Annotated in this window: 16 protein-coding genes; 8 read left to right on the top strand and 8 right to left on the bottom strand. The window is 60.0% G+C overall.

The features are described 5' to 3' along the window. Positions 1–151: 151 nt before the first annotated feature. Positions 152–757 carry a tRNA-uridine aminocarboxypropyltransferase gene (locus tag BM70_RS0109540; protein WP_025855806.1) on the bottom strand — a complete coding sequence of 202 codons (606 nt, stop codon included), beginning with the start codon at positions 755–757 and terminating at the stop codon, positions 152–154. Between the two features lie 7 nt (positions 758–764). Beyond that, a complete protein-coding gene (locus BM70_RS0109535) occupies positions 765–1,658 on the bottom strand; it encodes a LysR family transcriptional regulator (protein WP_025855805.1) in 894 nt (297 codons plus the stop codon). A gap of 158 nt (positions 1,659–1,816) precedes the next feature. Here BM70_RS0109535 and speB point away from each other — a divergent pair, with 158 nt between their 5' ends. The 4 genes from speB to BM70_RS0109515 are packed head-to-tail and all read left to right on the top strand — an operon-like array spanning position 1,817 to position 6,139. Then, positions 1,817–2,767, top strand: a complete 951-nt coding sequence (gene speB / locus BM70_RS0109530; RefSeq protein ID WP_021490873.1) for an agmatinase — start codon at positions 1,817–1,819, stop codon at positions 2,765–2,767. Further along, a complete protein-coding gene (locus BM70_RS0109525) occupies positions 2,767–3,189 on the top strand; it encodes a nuclear transport factor 2 family protein (RefSeq protein WP_025855804.1) in 423 nt (140 codons plus the stop codon). Before speB ends, BM70_RS0109525 begins: the two co-directional genes overlap by 1 nt. Positions 3,190–3,210: 21 nt before the next feature. Then, positions 3,211–4,722: a cytosine permease gene (locus BM70_RS0109520; RefSeq protein WP_025855803.1), complete on the top strand. Its 1,512-nt coding sequence runs from the start codon at positions 3,211–3,213 to the stop codon at positions 4,720–4,722. Between the two features lie 34 nt (positions 4,723–4,756). Next, entirely contained in the window at positions 4,757–6,139 is a 1,383-nt protein-coding gene (locus tag BM70_RS0109515; protein WP_025855802.1) for a sodium:solute symporter, read from the top strand. Positions 6,140–6,583: 444 nt separating this feature from the next. Here BM70_RS0109515 and BM70_RS0109510 read toward each other — a convergent pair whose 3' ends face one another. From BM70_RS0109510 to BM70_RS0109505, 3 genes are all read right to left on the bottom strand, one after another. Then, positions 6,584–7,186 carry a peptidoglycan recognition family protein gene (locus tag BM70_RS0109510; RefSeq protein WP_025855801.1) on the bottom strand — a complete coding sequence of 201 codons (603 nt, stop codon included), beginning with the start codon at positions 7,184–7,186 and terminating at the stop codon, positions 6,584–6,586. A 225-nt stretch (positions 7,187–7,411) separates the two neighbouring features. Further along, positions 7,412–7,534 carry a PA1414 family protein gene (locus BM70_RS33585; RefSeq protein WP_003193089.1) on the bottom strand — a complete coding sequence of 41 codons (123 nt, stop codon included), beginning with the start codon at positions 7,532–7,534 and terminating at the stop codon, positions 7,412–7,414. 142 nt (positions 7,535–7,676) lie between these two features. Next, entirely contained in the window at positions 7,677–8,570 is an 894-nt protein-coding gene (locus BM70_RS0109505) for a LysR family transcriptional regulator (RefSeq protein WP_025855800.1), read from the bottom strand. A gap of 103 nt (positions 8,571–8,673) precedes the next feature. On the opposite strand from BM70_RS0109505, the gene BM70_RS0109500 reads away from it, so the two are divergent. After that, entirely contained in the window at positions 8,674–9,882 is a 1,209-nt protein-coding gene (locus tag BM70_RS0109500; protein WP_025855799.1) for an MFS transporter, read from the top strand. On the opposite strand, the gene BM70_RS0109495 is transcribed toward BM70_RS0109500, so the two are convergent. The 3 genes from BM70_RS0109495 to BM70_RS0109485 form a co-directional block, all read right to left on the bottom strand. Beyond that, the gene (locus BM70_RS0109495) at positions 9,794–11,236 is read right to left on the bottom strand and encodes an NCS1 family nucleobase:cation symporter-1 (protein ID WP_025855798.1); all 1,443 of its coding nucleotides are present in this window, start codon (positions 11,234–11,236) and stop codon (positions 9,794–9,796) included. The two genes, BM70_RS0109500 and BM70_RS0109495, sit on opposite strands and share 89 nt — an antisense overlap. Before the next feature lie 199 nt (positions 11,237–11,435). Beyond that, positions 11,436–11,834, bottom strand: coding sequence for a DUF2177 family protein (locus BM70_RS0109490; RefSeq protein WP_025855797.1), 399 nt, complete (start codon positions 11,832–11,834; stop codon positions 11,436–11,438). Positions 11,835–11,962: 128 nt separating this feature from the next. After that, positions 11,963–12,799 (bottom strand): S1 RNA-binding domain-containing protein, encoded by an 837-nt coding sequence (locus BM70_RS0109485; protein ID WP_025855796.1) that lies wholly within the window; start codon positions 12,797–12,799, stop codon positions 11,963–11,965. A 322-nt stretch (positions 12,800–13,121) separates the two neighbouring features. On the opposite strand from BM70_RS0109485, the gene BM70_RS0109480 reads away from it, so the two are divergent. The 3 genes from BM70_RS0109480 to BM70_RS0109470 all read left to right on the top strand — a co-directional run bounded on the left by BM70_RS0109480 (position 13,122) and on the right by BM70_RS0109470 (position 15,162). Beyond that, positions 13,122–13,301 carry a hypothetical protein gene (locus tag BM70_RS0109480; protein ID WP_003193095.1) on the top strand — a complete coding sequence of 60 codons (180 nt, stop codon included), beginning with the start codon at positions 13,122–13,124 and terminating at the stop codon, positions 13,299–13,301. A 206-nt stretch (positions 13,302–13,507) separates the two neighbouring features. Next, positions 13,508–14,230, top strand: coding sequence for a TorF family putative porin (locus BM70_RS0109475; RefSeq protein ID WP_025855794.1), 723 nt, complete (start codon positions 13,508–13,510; stop codon positions 14,228–14,230). 65 nt (positions 14,231–14,295) lie between these two features. Then, positions 14,296–15,162, top strand: a complete 867-nt coding sequence (locus BM70_RS0109470; protein ID WP_025855793.1) for a DUF6279 family lipoprotein — start codon at positions 14,296–14,298, stop codon at positions 15,160–15,162. Positions 15,163–15,168 lie beyond the last annotated feature (6 nt).

Genomic DNA, 15,168 nt, shown 5'->3' with positions numbered 1-15,168 from the left:
CCATATCACGCAAAGTGCGGTGCTTATGGCTTATAGGAATAAGCAGCGAATCTGTTGCCTGGGAGGACGCTATCGCGGGCAAGACCGCTCCCACACTAGAAATGCGTGTAGGAGCTGGCTTGCCGGCGATGGCCGCGCCTCGGTCAGCCTGCTAGGCAAGCCGCCCGTCGCCATGATTTCTCTGGAAAACCTCTGCCCCCATCGCCGCAATCTGCCCTTCGATCAATGCTTCAAAGGGCTTGAGCAACGGCTCGAATGAGCTGGGTGCTTCCAGCACGTGCAATGCCTGCACGATGGCTTCAACTGTCGACAATGCCCCCGGCCCTGGCGCCTTGCGCAGTCGATAGCGGGAGACGGCGCCCTCCGCCAGCGCTACCCGTGGCAACGCTGCCAGCAAAGGATTGAGGTGCAGCAATTTGCGCGCCTTGCGCCAAGTGCCGTCCGGCACCACCAGCAGCAACGGTTGGTCGGAAGGCGCGTAGGCCTGTAACGGTTGCGCGTCGTCCGCCGGAAACAACAGCCGCGCCTGATAGCCGGGCAGGTTCAGCAGCGTCGGCAGATCCTCGAACACTTCCCCCACCACCAGCTGCGCGTTATTCAAACCCAACGCCGCCAGCCTTGCGGTATTAAGCGCGTGATTGACCTCGCTCGGATGCTGCAACAGCAACACGCGGGTGCGGCTGTCGAGGCTGGGGATCAGCGCGCACAGGCAATGGGTGGCGGGCCTGAGGCAACGTGGGCATTGGAGTCTGGACATGGTGTTTTCAGGCCTGGTTGAGCTGGGTCTTGAGCAAGTCGCGGAAGGTCTGGATCAGCGGCTCACGGCTGCGACCCCGGCGCATGATCATCGAGAACGGCGCCTGGTAGCCAAAGGTTGCCGGCAGCAATACACGCAAATCCCCTTTGTCGGCCCAGGCCTGGGCGTAGTGTTCGGGCAGGTAGCCGATATAGGCGCCAGACAGCACCAGAATCAACTGCGCCTCCATACTTTCCACGGTCGCCGCACTGTGCTTGAAACCATGGCGCGCCAGTTCGGCCTGGCTCCAGTAGCCACGACCGACCATGCGTTGCTGGGTAATCACTTGTTCCGGAATACGTCGCTCGTTGAACAGCGGGTGACGGGTGCTGCAATACAGCCAGTGCTGCTCGCGGTACAGCGGCATGTAGATCAGCCCGCTCATGCGGTTGGAGAAGGCGCCGATGGCCAGGTCGAGGCGGTTGTCCTGCACACCGAGTTGCAGCTCATAGGGACTCATCACCGACAAATGCAGGTGCACCGCCGGATGCTCCTGGCTGTAGGCGCCGATGACTTCGGCGAACGGCAGCGCCTTGTCACTGACGGTGGAGTCGAGCACGCCGAGCTTGAGGGTGCCGCGCAGCTCGCCTTTCAAGGCGGCAGCGTATTGCTCGAAACCTTCCAGTTCGCCCAGTAATCGCAGGGTTTCCTGGTGGAACAACTCGCCTTTGCTGGTCAGGCTGAAGCCACCCCGGCCGCGATGGCACAGCACCAGGCCCAACGCAGATTCCAGTTGGCTCATATAAGTGCTGATGGCCGACGTGGACAGGTTGAGTTCGTGCTGGGCATTGGCGAACCCCTGGTGCCGCACGACGCTGACGAAGATGCGCAGGAGTTTCAGGTCGGGCAAGGCATTGGCCATGGGTTCTCCAGAAACACACAAAAACTGTGGGAGCCGAGTTTACCTCAGGCATTAGTTTAGAAAAATCTGAACTAAGTATTTGCCCCTGCCGATTCTTTCGTTTCCACGTATTTCGCAGAATCGGCCCCTAATAAACAAAACAACGATGAGGCACTCCCGTGGACAAGATTTTCCACCAACCACTGGGCGGCAACGAAATGCCGCGCTTCGCCGGCATCGCCACCATGATGCGTCTTCCCCACCTGCAAACGGCCAAGGGCCTGGATGCCGCCTTTATCGGCGTACCGCTGGACATCGGCACCTCGCTGCGCGCCGGCACCCGTTTCGGGCCGCGTGAAATCCGCGCCGAATCCGTAATGATCCGCCCGTACAACATGGCCACCGGCGCCGCACCGTTCGACTCCCTGTCGGTTGCGGACATTGGCGACGTGGCGATCAACACCTTCAACCTGCTCGATGCCGTGCGCATCATCGAAGAAGCCTACGACGAGATTCTCGAACACGACGTGATCCCCCTGACCCTGGGTGGCGACCACACCATCACCCTGCCGATCCTGCGGGCGATCCATAAGAAACACGGCAAGGTCGGGCTGGTACACATCGATGCCCACGCCGATGTGAACGACCATATGTTCGGCGAGAAAATCGCCCACGGCACCACCTTCCGCCGCGCCGTGGAAGAGGGCCTGCTCGATTGCGACCGCGTCGTGCAAATCGGCCTGCGCGCCCAGGGCTACACCGCCGAAGACTTCAACTGGAGCCGCAAGCAAGGCTTCCGCGTGGTCCAGGCCGAAGAATGCTGGCACCACTCCCTCGCGCCACTGATGGCCGAAGTGCGTGAAAAAGTCGGCGGCGGCCCGGTGTACCTAAGCTTTGATATCGACGGCATCGACCCGGCCTGGGCACCGGGCACCGGCACCCCGGAAATCGGCGGGCTGACCACCATCCAGGCGATCGAGATCATCCGTGGCTGCCAGGGCCTCGACCTGATTGGTTGCGATCTGGTAGAAGTTTCGCCGCCGTACGACACCACCGGCAACACCTCGCTGCTGGGCGCCAACCTGCTGTACGAAATGCTCTGCGTACTGCCGGGCGTGGCGCACCGCTGATGAGCACGCACGAAGTGCTGCAAGCCGCCGCCGACCTGGTGGCGGCCTTCGCCCGCAATGATCGCGCCGCCTACTTCGGCGCGTTCACGGCCGACGCCAGCTTTGTGTTTTACACCCTCCCCCAGCCGCTGCTGAGTCGTGATGCCTACCAGGCGTTGTGGGACAGCTGGCGCCGGGACGAGGGCTTCGAGGTGCTGTCGTGCACGTCGAGCAACGCCGTTGTCAGCCTGCAGGGTGACGTGGCGATATTTATTCATGACGTGGCCACCGAGTTGCGCATGAACGGGGAGCAATTCAATAGCCAGGAACGCGAGACCATTGTCTTCAAACGGCAAGGGCTTGGCGCAGAACAACAAGAAGGCCTGTGGCTGGCCTGTCACGAACATTTGTCCGCTATGCCGGAAGGGCTGCCGCCCCCTTAGCCAATGTGATCGGAGCTGATCATGAATAATAAAAACAACGATAAAAGTATTCGCAAGATAGAAACCAACGGGGTCGAACAGATCCCGGACCACGAGCGTACCGCCGGCCCCAAGGACCTGTTCCGACTGATCTTCGGCGGTGCCAATACCTTTGCCACCGCCGTGCTGGGCGCCTTCCCGGTGTTATTCGGCCTGTCGTTCCAGGCCGGCGCCTGGGCGATTGTGCTGGGCGTGCTGGTGGGTGCGTTGATCCTGGCACCCATGGGCCTGTTCGGCCCGCTCAATGGCACCAACAACGCCGTGTCTTCCGGTGCGCACTTTGGCGTGCACGGGCGGATTGTCGGCTCGTTTCTCTCACTGCTGACCGCCATTGCCTTCTTCTCACTGTCCGTGTGGAGTTCGGGTGATGCGCTGGTGGGCGGTGCGAAACGTCTGATCGGCCTGCCGGAAACCGACCTGACCCTGGGCCTGGCCTATGGCGTGTTTGCGATTCTGGTACTGACCGTGTGCATCTACGGCTTTCGCTTCATGCTGTGGGTCAACCGCATTGCAGTATGGGCGGCGAGCCTGCTGTTCTTGTTGGGCATCTTCGCTTTCGCACCGGCGTTCGACAGCCACTTCGCCGGCACCGTAGGGCTGGGCCAGACCGGTTTCTGGGCCGCCTTCATCGGCGCCGCGCTGGTGGCCATGAGCAACCCGATTTCCTTCGGTGCGTTCCTGGGGGACTGGTCGCGCTATATCCCGCGTGAAACGCCGAAAATGCGCATCATGCTGGCGGTGGTCCTGGCGCAAATCGCGACCTTGATCCCGTTCCTGTTCGGCCTGGCCACCGCAACCATCGTGGCGGTCAAGGCACCGGACTACATCGCGGCCAATAACTATGTCGGCGGTTTGCTGGCAGTGGCGCCGACCTGGTTCTTCCTGCCGGTGTGCCTGATCGCGGTGATCGGCGGCATGTCCACCGGCACCACCTCGCTGTATGGCACGGGCCTGGACATGTCAAGCGTGTTCCCGCGCCTGCTGTCGCGGGTCAAGGCCACGCTGCTGATCGGGGTGATGTCGATTGCCTTCATCTTCATCGGACGTTTCGCCGCCAACCTGGTGCAGAGCGTGTCGACCTTTGCCGTGCTGATCATCACCTGCACCACGCCGTGGATGGTGATGATGATCATCGGTCTGATCGTGCGTCGCGGTTTCTATTGCCCGGATGACCTGCAGGTGTTCACCCGAGGTGAAACCGGCGGTCGCTACTGGTTCAGCCATGGCTGGAACTGGCGCGGGCTGGGCGCGTGGATTCCGAGTGCGCTGGTGGGCCTGTGCTTCGTCAACCTGCCGGGGCAGTTTGTCGGGCCGTTGGGCAACCTGGCCGATGGTATCGATATCAGCCTGCCGGTGACGCTGGGGTTGGCGTCGGTGGTGTACCTGACCTTGCTTCGCGTGTTCCCGGAACCGGCGGCCGTGTACGGGCCGACTGATCCCCGCAGCAAACGCACGGATGCGCGCGTTAAACCGGCGTTGCAACAAGCCGCCTGATCCCCATAAAAACGATAATCGGAGACTCGCCGTCATGGCTTTGGATTTATTCGTCGTACTCATCTACGCCGCCGGCATGCTCGTGCTCGGCTATTACGGCATGCGCCGCGCCAAGACCCACGAAGACTACCTGGTGGCCGGGCGCAACCTCGGACCGTCGCTGTACATGGGCACCATGGCCGCGACAGTCTTGGGCGGCGCGTCCACCGTCGGCACCGTGCGCCTGGGGTATGTGCACGGTATCTCCGGCTTCTGGCTGTGTGCCGCACTGGGCATGGGCATCATTGCGCTGAACCTGTTCCTGGCCAAGCCGCTGCTGAAGCTGAAGATCTTCACCGTGACCCAGGTCCTCGAAAAACGCTACAACCCCATGGCCCGCCAGGCCAGCGCCGTGATCATGCTGGCCTACGCGCTGATGATCGGTGTGACCTCGATCCTGGCCATCGGCACCGTGCTGCAAGTGCTGTTCGGCCTGCCATTCTGGATCTCGGTGTTGCTGGGCGGTGGCGTGGTAGTGGTGTACTCGACCATCGGCGGCATGTGGTCGCTGACCCTCACCGACATCGTGCAATTCGTGATCAAGACTGTCGGCCTGATGTTTATCCTGCTGCCGATCTGCCTGTACCGCGTCGGCGGCTGGGACGAACTGGTGGCCAAGCTGCCCGCGTCGAACTTCAGCTTCACCGCGATCGGCTGGGACACGATCATCACCTACTTCATGATCTACTTTTTCGGCATCCTGATCGGCCAGGACATCTGGCAGCGGGTGTTCACCGCCCGTGACGAAAAGGTCGCCAAGTACGCAGGCACGTTCGCCGGTTTCTACTGCATCCTCTACGGCCTGGCCTGTGCACTGATCGGCATGGCCGCGCATGTGCTGATCCCGGACCTGGATAACGTCAACAATGCGTTTGCCGCTATCGTGAAAGCCTCGCTGCCAGACGGCATTCGTGGCCTGGTGATTGCCGCCGCCCTCGCAGCGATGATGTCCACCGCCAGCGCCGGCCTGCTCGCCGCCTCCACCGTACTGACCGAAGACCTGCTGCCGCGCCTGCGTGGCGGCAAACAGTCGAGCCTGGCCATCAACCGCCTGTTCACGATGCTGACCGGCATTGCCGTGCTGGGGATCGCACTGGTCGTGAGCGATGTGATCAGCGCCCTGACCCTGGCCTACAACCTGTTGGTGGGCGGCATGCTGATCCCACTGATCGGCGCGATCTTCTGGAAACGCGCGACCACATCGGGTGCGATCACCTCCATGACCCTGGGCTTTGTGACGGCGCTGGTGTTCATGATCAAGGATGGCTTGGATGCGAACACACCGATCTACTACAGCCTGGCGGTAGGGCTGGTGAGTTTTGTGGTGGTGAGTTTGTTGTCGCGCCGGCCAGAGGGCGTGGCGGCCAGCGCGGTGTGAGATAGAACGGGTTTTAGAGCGGTTTCTTCAGCGGGCACGACGTCGGATGTCGTGCCCGTTTTTTTATCCGACACTACTGCCTGGCGCCTTCAAAAAAATCACTGCAACTATTGCAGCCAAAATATTGCTCGGATGCCGAGCACTTGATCGCCCCCGTAGCGCCTGCCATCACCCGCCATGTACATGCGTTTTCCTGATATCTCAGCGTGCCTTCAAGGTAACAAGGCGCCCACTCAAACTCATCATGTAGCGTGCGACCATCGATAAGCTCGGCCCTCTTAAAAAAGGAAGCCACCTGCCGCTCATCCAGCGCAACGTCACTGGGTCGGCACCGTTCAGGCTCGTCGGAGTGGAAGGAAGAGATGAGAATGTCATCGATAACCGGGCGGGAGGGCGAGCATCCGACAAATAATGCACACACGCCAAACAGCCATGGCCTCAGATTCATTGCCACACCGCGCTGCTGGCTTCACCTGGGTGCTTGTAGGAGATTTGCGGATGCGTGTAGACGTCTTCGGGCGTCAGGCGGAAATGGTCATACAACTCAGCCACCAACCACCGCAGAGATTGATTCTGCATGGCAGTCACCTCCTCGTAACGGGCGGCATCCAGATGCTTGCCGACCAATTCAATCCCTAGGGAGTCCGCGTTCATCGGATATCGCTCAGGATAGTCCTTGGTCCGCTCATAGCGGTCCAGTGCGCGAATCTGCAGCGTCCAGGTGAGAGCCTGGATAGGTTGGATTTGTGCGGTGTCGCACTTTGCCTTATCAGTTGCCAGGCATTTGGAACGCAGGTAGCGCCCAACGTGATAACAGCGTTTTTTCAGGCTGGCCGTCTGGTAGATGGCGCCATTTTTTTCAATGAGAAAGTGCGCACCGCTGCCTTTGGATAGGTAACCGTTAAAGGTGTGCTGCGCGGTGGGTGCGTCTGTCTGGTGGACCACCAAAGCACGCACACCACGCAAATTTCCGTGCTCGATCGTTTGAAACCGACGATGCTCGACTCTGTCGGAAATCAACATGCCTTCGCTATCAATACTCGACATTTCAATGCCTATTCATCCCTGTAAAGGCAAAAATATAGAAGGGTAAACAGGAAAAAGGCACGGATGGCGGGATAAGCAGAAAGGTCCGACAAAGAAGCGTGCTTCATCACACACTGTACGGAACGAAACGCGGCTGCGCTCGGATTACAGGGAACCGGTCACACCCTGAAGAACGACCCATTGTGTCAGCGCCCACGCGATTCAATCGCGTGAGCGCTTCAGGACTTACCTGCGACGTGGACGACGTTGCTCGTCATCTGTGCGAATCGGCACCGGCTGTAGTGGAGGCTCGATCAAGCCCAGTGCAACACCCAGATCATGGAGCCAGTTTTGAATTTTCTCTTTCATGGTTGCCCCCTTTGAGGGTAATGCTGGTAGGCGCAAGTTCTGTCGCCTTTTCCTACACTGATAGTAGCCCTAAGTCCTACGTATTGCTTGAACGAAACCACAACGAACTATTACTGAATTGATCCAAATCCTGACGGATCGTTCAAGCAATCGCGCGTGCGTCTTGCAGGACCTCGGCCTTGCCCTCTTGCTGCAGGTCGATCCATGCGTTGAGGTTAGCGCCGAGCATACCCTTTCGCCACATCAGCCAGGTCGTCGCAGTGGCAAAAGGCCCCGTCAGCGGATGAACGGACACGCTGTCCTTGCCTGGCAGGCTGGCGAGCATGGATTCAGACATCAGCGCCACCCCGGACCCAGCGATCACGCAGGCGAGCATGCCTTGGTAGGACTCGATCTCAATCGCCCGGCCCATGGCCACGCGCTCGTGGGAAAACCAGGTTTCCAGCCGTGCCCGGTAGGCGCAACTGCGACGGAAGGTGAACACCGAGCGGCCCTCCACATCCTGTGGCCCGCGTACGGGCGGGTGATCGGCTTCACAGATGAGCACCAGGCGTTCCTCGCACAGGGCCACTCCGTCCAGGGAGGCGATGGTGATGGGGCCGTCCACGAAGGCCGCATCCAGACGACCGGTAATCAACCCTTCGAGCAGCTCGCCGCTGGGCGCCGATTGCACCTGGAGGTTCACCATCGGGTACGCCTTGTGATAACCCGCCAGCAACTTCGGCAAATGAACCGCCGCCGTGCTGTACATACTGCCCAGCACAAAGTCGCCAGCCGGTTGCCCACCTTGTACGGCACCGTGGGCTTCGTCGTGCAGGGCCAGCAGACGGGTGCTGTAGTCCAGCAACACCTTGCCCGCCGGAGAAAGCTGCAAACGCTGGCGCTCGCGCACGAACAACTCTACACCGAGTTGCTCCTCCATTTGCTTGAGCCGCGTCGACAGGTTTGACGGCACACGGTGCAGGCGCTCGGCCGCACGCGTGATGGAGCCCTCTTCCGCCACGGCCTGGAAGATGCGCAATTGACTGAACTCCATATCTTTCTCCAAAACTGAACAAGTTACTCACTATTATTCAATTTTACAGAAAGTCAATCGGCTTTAGCCTGAAGGTATTCGTTTACCCGCAGGAAACCTGACCATGTCTCCGTTGATCCGCTTACTCGCCAGCTTTGTCGCCCTGATGATGGCGATGGGCATTGGCCGCTTCGCCCTCACCCCACAAATGCCGCATCTGCTCAGTGAAGGGCAGATCGACTTGACCGGCGCCGGCCTGATTGCGGCCGCCAATTACCTGGGCTACTTCGTCGGAGCGGTGGATTCGATCTTTGCGCGCAGCCATCACCACGTGCGTGGGCGTTTGTATGGCGGGCTGTGGCTGTGTGTACTGCTGACCCTGGCATCGTACTGGGCCCATGGGTTCTGGCCGCATCTGTTACTGCGCTTTGGTACCGGTGTCGCGAGTGCCTGGGCACTGGTGATGATCACCAGCCTGAGCCAGCCGCTGGCGATTGCCGCCGGGCGTCCGCGCCTGGGTGCGTTGGTATTCGCCGGGCCTGGACTGGGGATCCTGCTGACCGGTTTGCTGGCGCTGGGCTCCAACCTGCTGGGGCAAAGCTCGGCAACCTTGTGGCTGGTGTATGGCGCGGTGGCGTTGGTGATGTTGCTGGCGATTCTGCCCTTCCTGCCCAAGCCATCTGCCGCCGCAAGCCCCGTAGCCGGCCACTCCGACGCGGGCAGCAACGGCAGCATCGCGCATTTGTGCTGGATCTACGTGTTGTACGGCCTTGGCTACATCATCCCGGCGACGTTCCTCTCGCAGATGGCCAGCGCGCAATTCAAGGGCGCCTGGCAAGCCGACCTGTTCTGGCCATGCTTTGGCCTGGCCGCAGCGATTGGCGTGGTGGTGGCGACCCTGCGTCGCAAGGATCCTGACACCACTCGCCGCTGGCTGATGACCACCCTGTGGCTGCAAGCAGCCGGCGTGTTTGCCTGCCTGCTGGGTAATGGCTGGGGCCTGGCACTGGGGGTGTTGCTGTGCGGCGGGCCATTCCTGGCGTGCATGCAGTTGGTGATGGCACGCCTGCGGGACGTCGCACCCCACGGCTACCAGCGCAGCACCGGCCTATTGACTGCGAGCTTTGCCATCGGCCAACTGAGCGGCCCGTTGCTGGCGTCGGTCAGCAGCCACCTGAGCGGTGGCCTGCAACCGGCACTGGTAGTGGCCGGCGCAGGCTTGTTGGTAGCGGGCTCAGTGCTGGTCAGCCGGCAACCATCGGCGCAGGTACACGCAGCTGTTCACGCCGCGCCAGCACCAGGAAAAACAGCCCACCCAGGAAGCAGCCGGTAAACCAGGCAAAGTTGGCCATGCCCTGCAACGCCGGCGTGAAGGTAATCGCGACGCCCACCAGCGTCGCCGGCACCAACGCTTTTACCGCCGTCCAGTTCACGCCGCCGTCGAAGTAGTAGCGCCCGCTCGGGCTGTCATCAAACAGCGCATCCACGTCGATCTGCTGTTTTTTGATCAGGTAGAAATCCACCAGCAGGATCCCGAACAGCGGACCGATAAAGGCCGCGAGGATATCCAGGGTGTAGTGGATCATCAGCGGGTTGTTGAACAGGTTCCACGGGGTGATGAAGATCGATGCCACGGCGGCGATCATCCCGCCTGCGCGCCAGCTGATTCTGCTCGGGGCGACGTTGGCGAAGTCAAACGCCGGGGAGACGAAGTTGGCGACGATATTGATGCCGATGGTCGCGGTGACAAAGGCAAAGGCACCCAGCAATACCGCCATGCTGTTATCGATGCGCGAAACCGTGGCGATCGGGTCGTGGAGCATTTCACCAAACACCGGCAAGGTGCCCGAGACGATCACCACGGTCACCAGGGAAAACGCCAGGAAGTTCACCGGCAGCCCCCAGAGATTGCCGCGACGCACATCCTGCATGCTGCGGCAGTAGCGGCTGAAATCGCCGAAATTCAGGGTCGGCCCGGAGAAATACGACACCACCAACGCCGTGGCCACGATCACCTGGCCAAACGCCTGCCAGCCTGACAGGGATTTCTCCGCCAGGGTAAAGCTGATGTTCGACCAACCGGCCTTCCACACGATCCAGGCGGCCAGGGCAAACATCACCGCATACACCACCGGCCCCGCACAATCGATAAAACGGCGGATGGACTCCATGCCCGCCCAGAACACTGCCGCTTGCAACACCCACAGGCTAAGGAAACCAAACCAACCCAGGTAGGACAGGCCTGCAAAATGCGGTTCTGCATACACCGCCATCTGTGGGAAGAAACGCAGCACCACGATGATCAACGCACTCGAGGCCAAGTACGTCTGGATCCCGTACCAGGCCACGGCGATCAAGCCGCGAATCACTGCGGGAATGTTCGCGCCGAACACACCAAACGCCAGCCGGCAGATCACGGGATAAGGCACCGCAGCTTGCTGGCTCGGCTTGGCCACCAGGTTGGCGATCAACTGCACGATGCAAATACCAGCGAGCAAGGCGATCAACACCTGCCAACTGGCCAGCCCCAGGGCAAACAGACTGGCGGCAAACACATAACCGCCGACGCTGTGCACGTCGCTCATCCAGAAGGCGAAGATGTTGTACCAGTTCCACTTCTGCGGCAGTGGGCCCAGGTCCTGGTTGTACAGGCGTGGGCTGTAGCCTTTGGGCAATTGTTCGGTCATCGCTGGGCTCCTCGAAATACCGGCCTGCGCTGCCGCAGCGGGGATGCATACGGGAGGCGGCATGGTTTGTATACGAGACAGTCAGCAGAATACGTGCCAATTGAGCGCAATCCCCCTGGCGCGGCGCTCCAAAGGGGTCAATGCAGGGTTATAGGATGGGCACACGCTCAGCGACGGTGCACCTATATCCTGTACACAATCAGCGGTGCACTCGTTGTGCACACAGGTAACCCACCGTGCAGCACGCGGCGGTCAGAAATGTTCCCCAGGCCATGTCCATGATCGCAAGCTCGGCGGACCAGCCTTGCAACGTGGCCCAGTTGCTCAGGTCATAGGTGCCGTAGGCGACCAGGCCGAGCAAAGCCCCCATTCGGGCCGCGCGCTGCCAGCTGGCGCTGGGCAATACTACGAACACCACACAACCGATGACATAGAGGAGGTAGAACAACACGGCCGGCAACAGCCGCGGTTGATCGAGCATCAACGGGCCGAGCAGCGATTTATAGGTGGAGCCCATCAAGACGCCAAGCCAGAGGCCGTCGAGGACCAGAAACGCGAGCAAGGTACCAAAGAAGGCGAAGAGCGCTTTTTTCGACATGGGTGCAGCCCTTTGTAGGAGCGAGCTTGCTCGCGAAAATAGTCCAGGCGCATCACGGGGTCGGATGGGCCTTTTTCGCGAACAATGACCAGGCGTCCCCCTCGCTCCTACAGAAGAGCAAAACGCACTCAGCTTAGTTCAATGCGATCCGCGTGAATTACGATCTGGCCCTGTTTATACAGCGCACCGATGGCTTTCTTGAAGTTGCCCTTGCTCACGCCGAACAAGTTGCTGATCACCGCCGGGTCGCTCTTGTCACTGACCGGCAAGGTGCCGTTGTTTTCACGCAACTTGGCAAGGATCTTCGAGTTCAGGCTGGAGGCCGCTTCCTGGCCGACCGGTTGCAGGCTCAGGCTGATGTTGCCGTCGGCGCGGATCTCCTTGATAAAACCCTTTTCTTCCTTGCCTGGGCGCAGGAACTTGAACACTTCGTTCTTGTGGATCAGGCCCCAGTGCTTGTTGTTGATGATCGCCTTGAAGCCCATGTCGGTGGCTTCAGCCACCAGCAAGTCGACTTCCTGGCCCACCTGGTAGTTGGCAGGCGTCTTGTCCAGGTAGCGATCCAGGCGTGCGGTGGCGGTGATGCGCTTGGTGTGCTTGTCGAGGTAGACGTGCACCACGCAATATTCACCGGCACTCAGCTGACGCTTTTCTTCCGAATACGGCAGCAACAGATCCTTGGGCAGACCCCAGTCGAGGAATACGCCAATACTGTTGACTTCCACCACTTTCAAACTGGCGAATTCGCCCACTTGAACTTTGGGTTTTTCAGTGGTGGCAATAAGTTTGTCATCGCTGTCCAGATAAATGAAAACGTTAAGCCAGTCTTCATCTTCACTGGGAATATCTTTGGGGATATACCGATTAGGCAAGAGGATTTCGCCATCTTGCGCACCGTCCAGGTACAAACCAAAGTTAGTGTGTTTAACCACTTGCAAGCTGTTGTAGCGCCCGGCTAAAGCCATTTCCAATACCCTCATTGCGTGGGCGGCATTCTACCCGACTTGCGCCCGCCACGCGCGCGTGCCTGAAAAATCGGGGGCCGGCGTGGCGTTCCAATGGCACCGCCCCGCTCGTCCGATCAATCGGCTGAATTTTCCAGGGCTGGCAACCGTTACACGGCCCATGGTTTCGAGTTAAAACAGCAAGTTAGAGGCTTATTTCAAAGATGAACTTTGGCTATTTGCAGCCGCTGCACTTATTCCCGGAGGATATTTACCAAGCAATTGTCAAGTATTTCCTGTACGATGCCTGGCCAAGTTAATTTTCTACAGGTTAGTGGCCGCCATGCGCGTAAAAGCATCCAACAGCAAAGCAAAGCCAGCTCCCGCCGTTGAAACCAGCGAGTCGATCAACAGCCAGATTGCGGCGTTCCTCAAGTCCGGCGGCGAAATCCAGCAAATTGCCAAGGGCGTCAGTGGCCAGACTTTCGGCCCGTCCAAGCAGATCAGCCTGGGTAAAAAGTAATACCGCGCAACATCCCTGGTCCCTATGCGTCTTGCCTTCAAGGCGCTAGGACTAGACCCCGAATCACCCTCCCCACACCCTCACAACCACGCTAATCGACGAACGGGCCTCACCGCCTGGCATTCGCCGGTATGCTTGCACACGTCTAGCACGGGCATCTGCCCGACTTTCTCCGTCACTGCTCCTCGCTTTTCATGGAGTGAAGCATGTTCAAATCCTGCATGTTCCTGGTCGGTGCCCTGGTTGCCAGCCCTCTCGCCGAAGCGCAGATCTTTCAGCGCGAATTGGGCGACTTCGACCTGAAATTAGGCACTACGCCCAGTCGCAGCATGGCCCAGGGCCTGGTCAAGCCGACCTCCCCCGGCAGCGACTCGTTCCACGGCGGGCTCGACCTGAGCCACGACAGCGGCCTGTACGTCGGCCAGTTTTCTCCGAACATGGGCTTGTCCCCGTCCAGTAACCTCGAAGTCGACTCGTACATGGGTTTCAAACACCCTTTCGACCAGACCCTGGGCTACGAAGTGGGCCTGATCCACTACAGCTACCCCAAGCTCAGCCCCCTCGACAGCCAGGAGTTCTACGGTGGACTGAACCTATTGGGCAATCGCTTCGGCGCCTCCTTCAGCAACGACCCGGATCGCCAGGACAGCACCCTGTTCGCCGACCTCGGTGGCACCCAGCCTTTCGGCATTGGGGTCAGCATGAAATACACCACTCATCAGTTGGGCACCCCGGTCTCGGTGGAAGGCGGCTCCATCCGCAGCTTCAGCGACTGGTCGGTGCAATTCTCCCGAGCGTGGATGGGCGTTGACCTGAACCTGATCTACAGCGACTCCAGCCTCAGCGGCGGGGATTGCTCAGCCTATTCCGGACACAATTCGCAATGCGATGGCCTGTTGACGCTGAAGGCGGCGCGGTCGTTTTATTAACGGGATGAACTGTCGCACCCGGCGCAGGTTCACATGTGATAACCCACATTGCGAAGGACCCGCCCATGCTGCGTCGGCTCAAACTACTGGTGGTATTACTGACCCTGAGCCTGGTGCTCGCCGGCTGCAATCGCGTGGGCCTGGCCTATCGCAACCTGGACGTGATCATCCCCTGGACCCTTAACGACTACCTGGACATGAACGCCGGGCAGAAGAGCTGGTTCAACGACAAACTCAAGGAGCACCTGGCCTGGCACTGCACCACACAATTGCCGGGCTACCTGGACTGGCTGGACCGCCTGCAACAGATGGTCGACGACAATCAGGTCACCGATGCCGCCTTGCAGACCCGCACTGCCGAAGCCAAGCAAGCCATTGCGCAAGTCGCCCGTGAAATCACGCCGTCGGCCATTGAGTTGTTGCAGGGCTTGGACGATCAGCAGGTCACGGAAATGAACGACGCCTTGGCCAAGGACCTGCGCAAGCGCCAGGACGAATACCTCAAGCCCGCGCTGGCCAAGCAGATCCAGGAACGCGCCGAGCGCATGGATAAACGCCTGGATGCATGGATGGGGCCGCTGAGCGGTAGCCAGAAAAACCGGGTCACGGCGTGGTCCATCAGCCTGGGTGAGCAAAACCAGCAATGGATCGGCAACCGTGCGAACTGGCAGGCGCAATTCATCGACGCCGTGAAGCAACGCCAGAGCGCTGACTTCCCGCAGAAATTGCAGCAATTGCTGGTGGACCGGGAAAGTCTATGGACCCCAGAGTACCGCGTCGCCTATGCACAGACCGAAGCCGCGGCGCGCAGCCTGATCGTGGACCTGATGGCTGAAAGCACCGTGCAACAGCGCCTGAAACTGACGCAGAAAATCGACGGTGTACGCAGCGACTTCAAGGCACTTAAATGCCTCAAGGCCGCCGCAATCTAAGGCAAC

Origin of the sequence: Pseudomonas sp. CHM02 (assembly GCF_000612585.1) — a bacterium.
GTDB lineage: Bacteria > Pseudomonadota > Gammaproteobacteria > Pseudomonadales > Pseudomonadaceae > Aquipseudomonas.
The sequence above is the reverse complement of the archived record's forward strand: the minus strand, read 5'-3'. Positions and strand labels throughout refer to the sequence as shown.

Bases quoted from the DNA above. Each gene is read 5' to 3' on its own strand.
- BM70_RS0109515 (WP_025855802.1), top strand. From the start codon at position 4,757: ATGGCTTTGGATTTATTCGTCGTACTCATCTACGCCGCCGGCATGCTC.
- BM70_RS0109485 (WP_025855796.1), bottom strand. From the start codon at position 12,799: ATGGCTTTAGCCGGGCGCTACAACAGCTTGCAAGTGGTTAAACACACT.
- BM70_RS0109525 (WP_025855804.1), top strand. From the start codon at position 2,767: ATGAGCACGCACGAAGTGCTGCAAGCCGCCGCCGACCTGGTGGCGGCC.
- BM70_RS0109540 (WP_025855806.1), bottom strand. From the start codon at position 757: ATGTCCAGACTCCAATGCCCACGTTGCCTCAGGCCCGCCACCCATTGC.
- BM70_RS0109490 (WP_025855797.1), bottom strand. From the start codon at position 11,834: ATGTCGAAAAAAGCGCTCTTCGCCTTCTTTGGTACCTTGCTCGCGTTT.
- BM70_RS0109480 (WP_003193095.1), top strand. From the start codon at position 13,122: ATGCGCGTAAAAGCATCCAACAGCAAAGCAAAGCCAGCTCCCGCCGTT.
- BM70_RS0109495 (WP_025855798.1), bottom strand. From the start codon at position 11,236: ATGACCGAACAATTGCCCAAAGGCTACAGCCCACGCCTGTACAACCAG.
- BM70_RS0109520 (WP_025855803.1), top strand. From the start codon at position 3,211: ATGAATAATAAAAACAACGATAAAAGTATTCGCAAGATAGAAACCAAC.
- BM70_RS0109505 (WP_025855800.1), bottom strand. From the start codon at position 8,570: ATGGAGTTCAGTCAATTGCGCATCTTCCAGGCCGTGGCGGAAGAGGGC.
- BM70_RS0109475 (WP_025855794.1), top strand. From the start codon at position 13,508: ATGTTCAAATCCTGCATGTTCCTGGTCGGTGCCCTGGTTGCCAGCCCT.
- BM70_RS0109470 (WP_025855793.1), top strand. From the start codon at position 14,296: ATGCTGCGTCGGCTCAAACTACTGGTGGTATTACTGACCCTGAGCCTG.
- BM70_RS33585 (WP_003193089.1), bottom strand. From the start codon at position 7,534: ATGAAAGAGAAAATTCAAAACTGGCTCCATGATCTGGGTGTTGCACTG.
- BM70_RS0109500 (WP_025855799.1), top strand. From the start codon at position 8,674: ATGTCTCCGTTGATCCGCTTACTCGCCAGCTTTGTCGCCCTGATGATG.
- BM70_RS0109510 (WP_025855801.1), bottom strand. From the start codon at position 7,186: ATGTCGAGTATTGATAGCGAAGGCATGTTGATTTCCGACAGAGTCGAG.
- BM70_RS0109535 (WP_025855805.1), bottom strand. From the start codon at position 1,658: ATGGCCAATGCCTTGCCCGACCTGAAACTCCTGCGCATCTTCGTCAGC.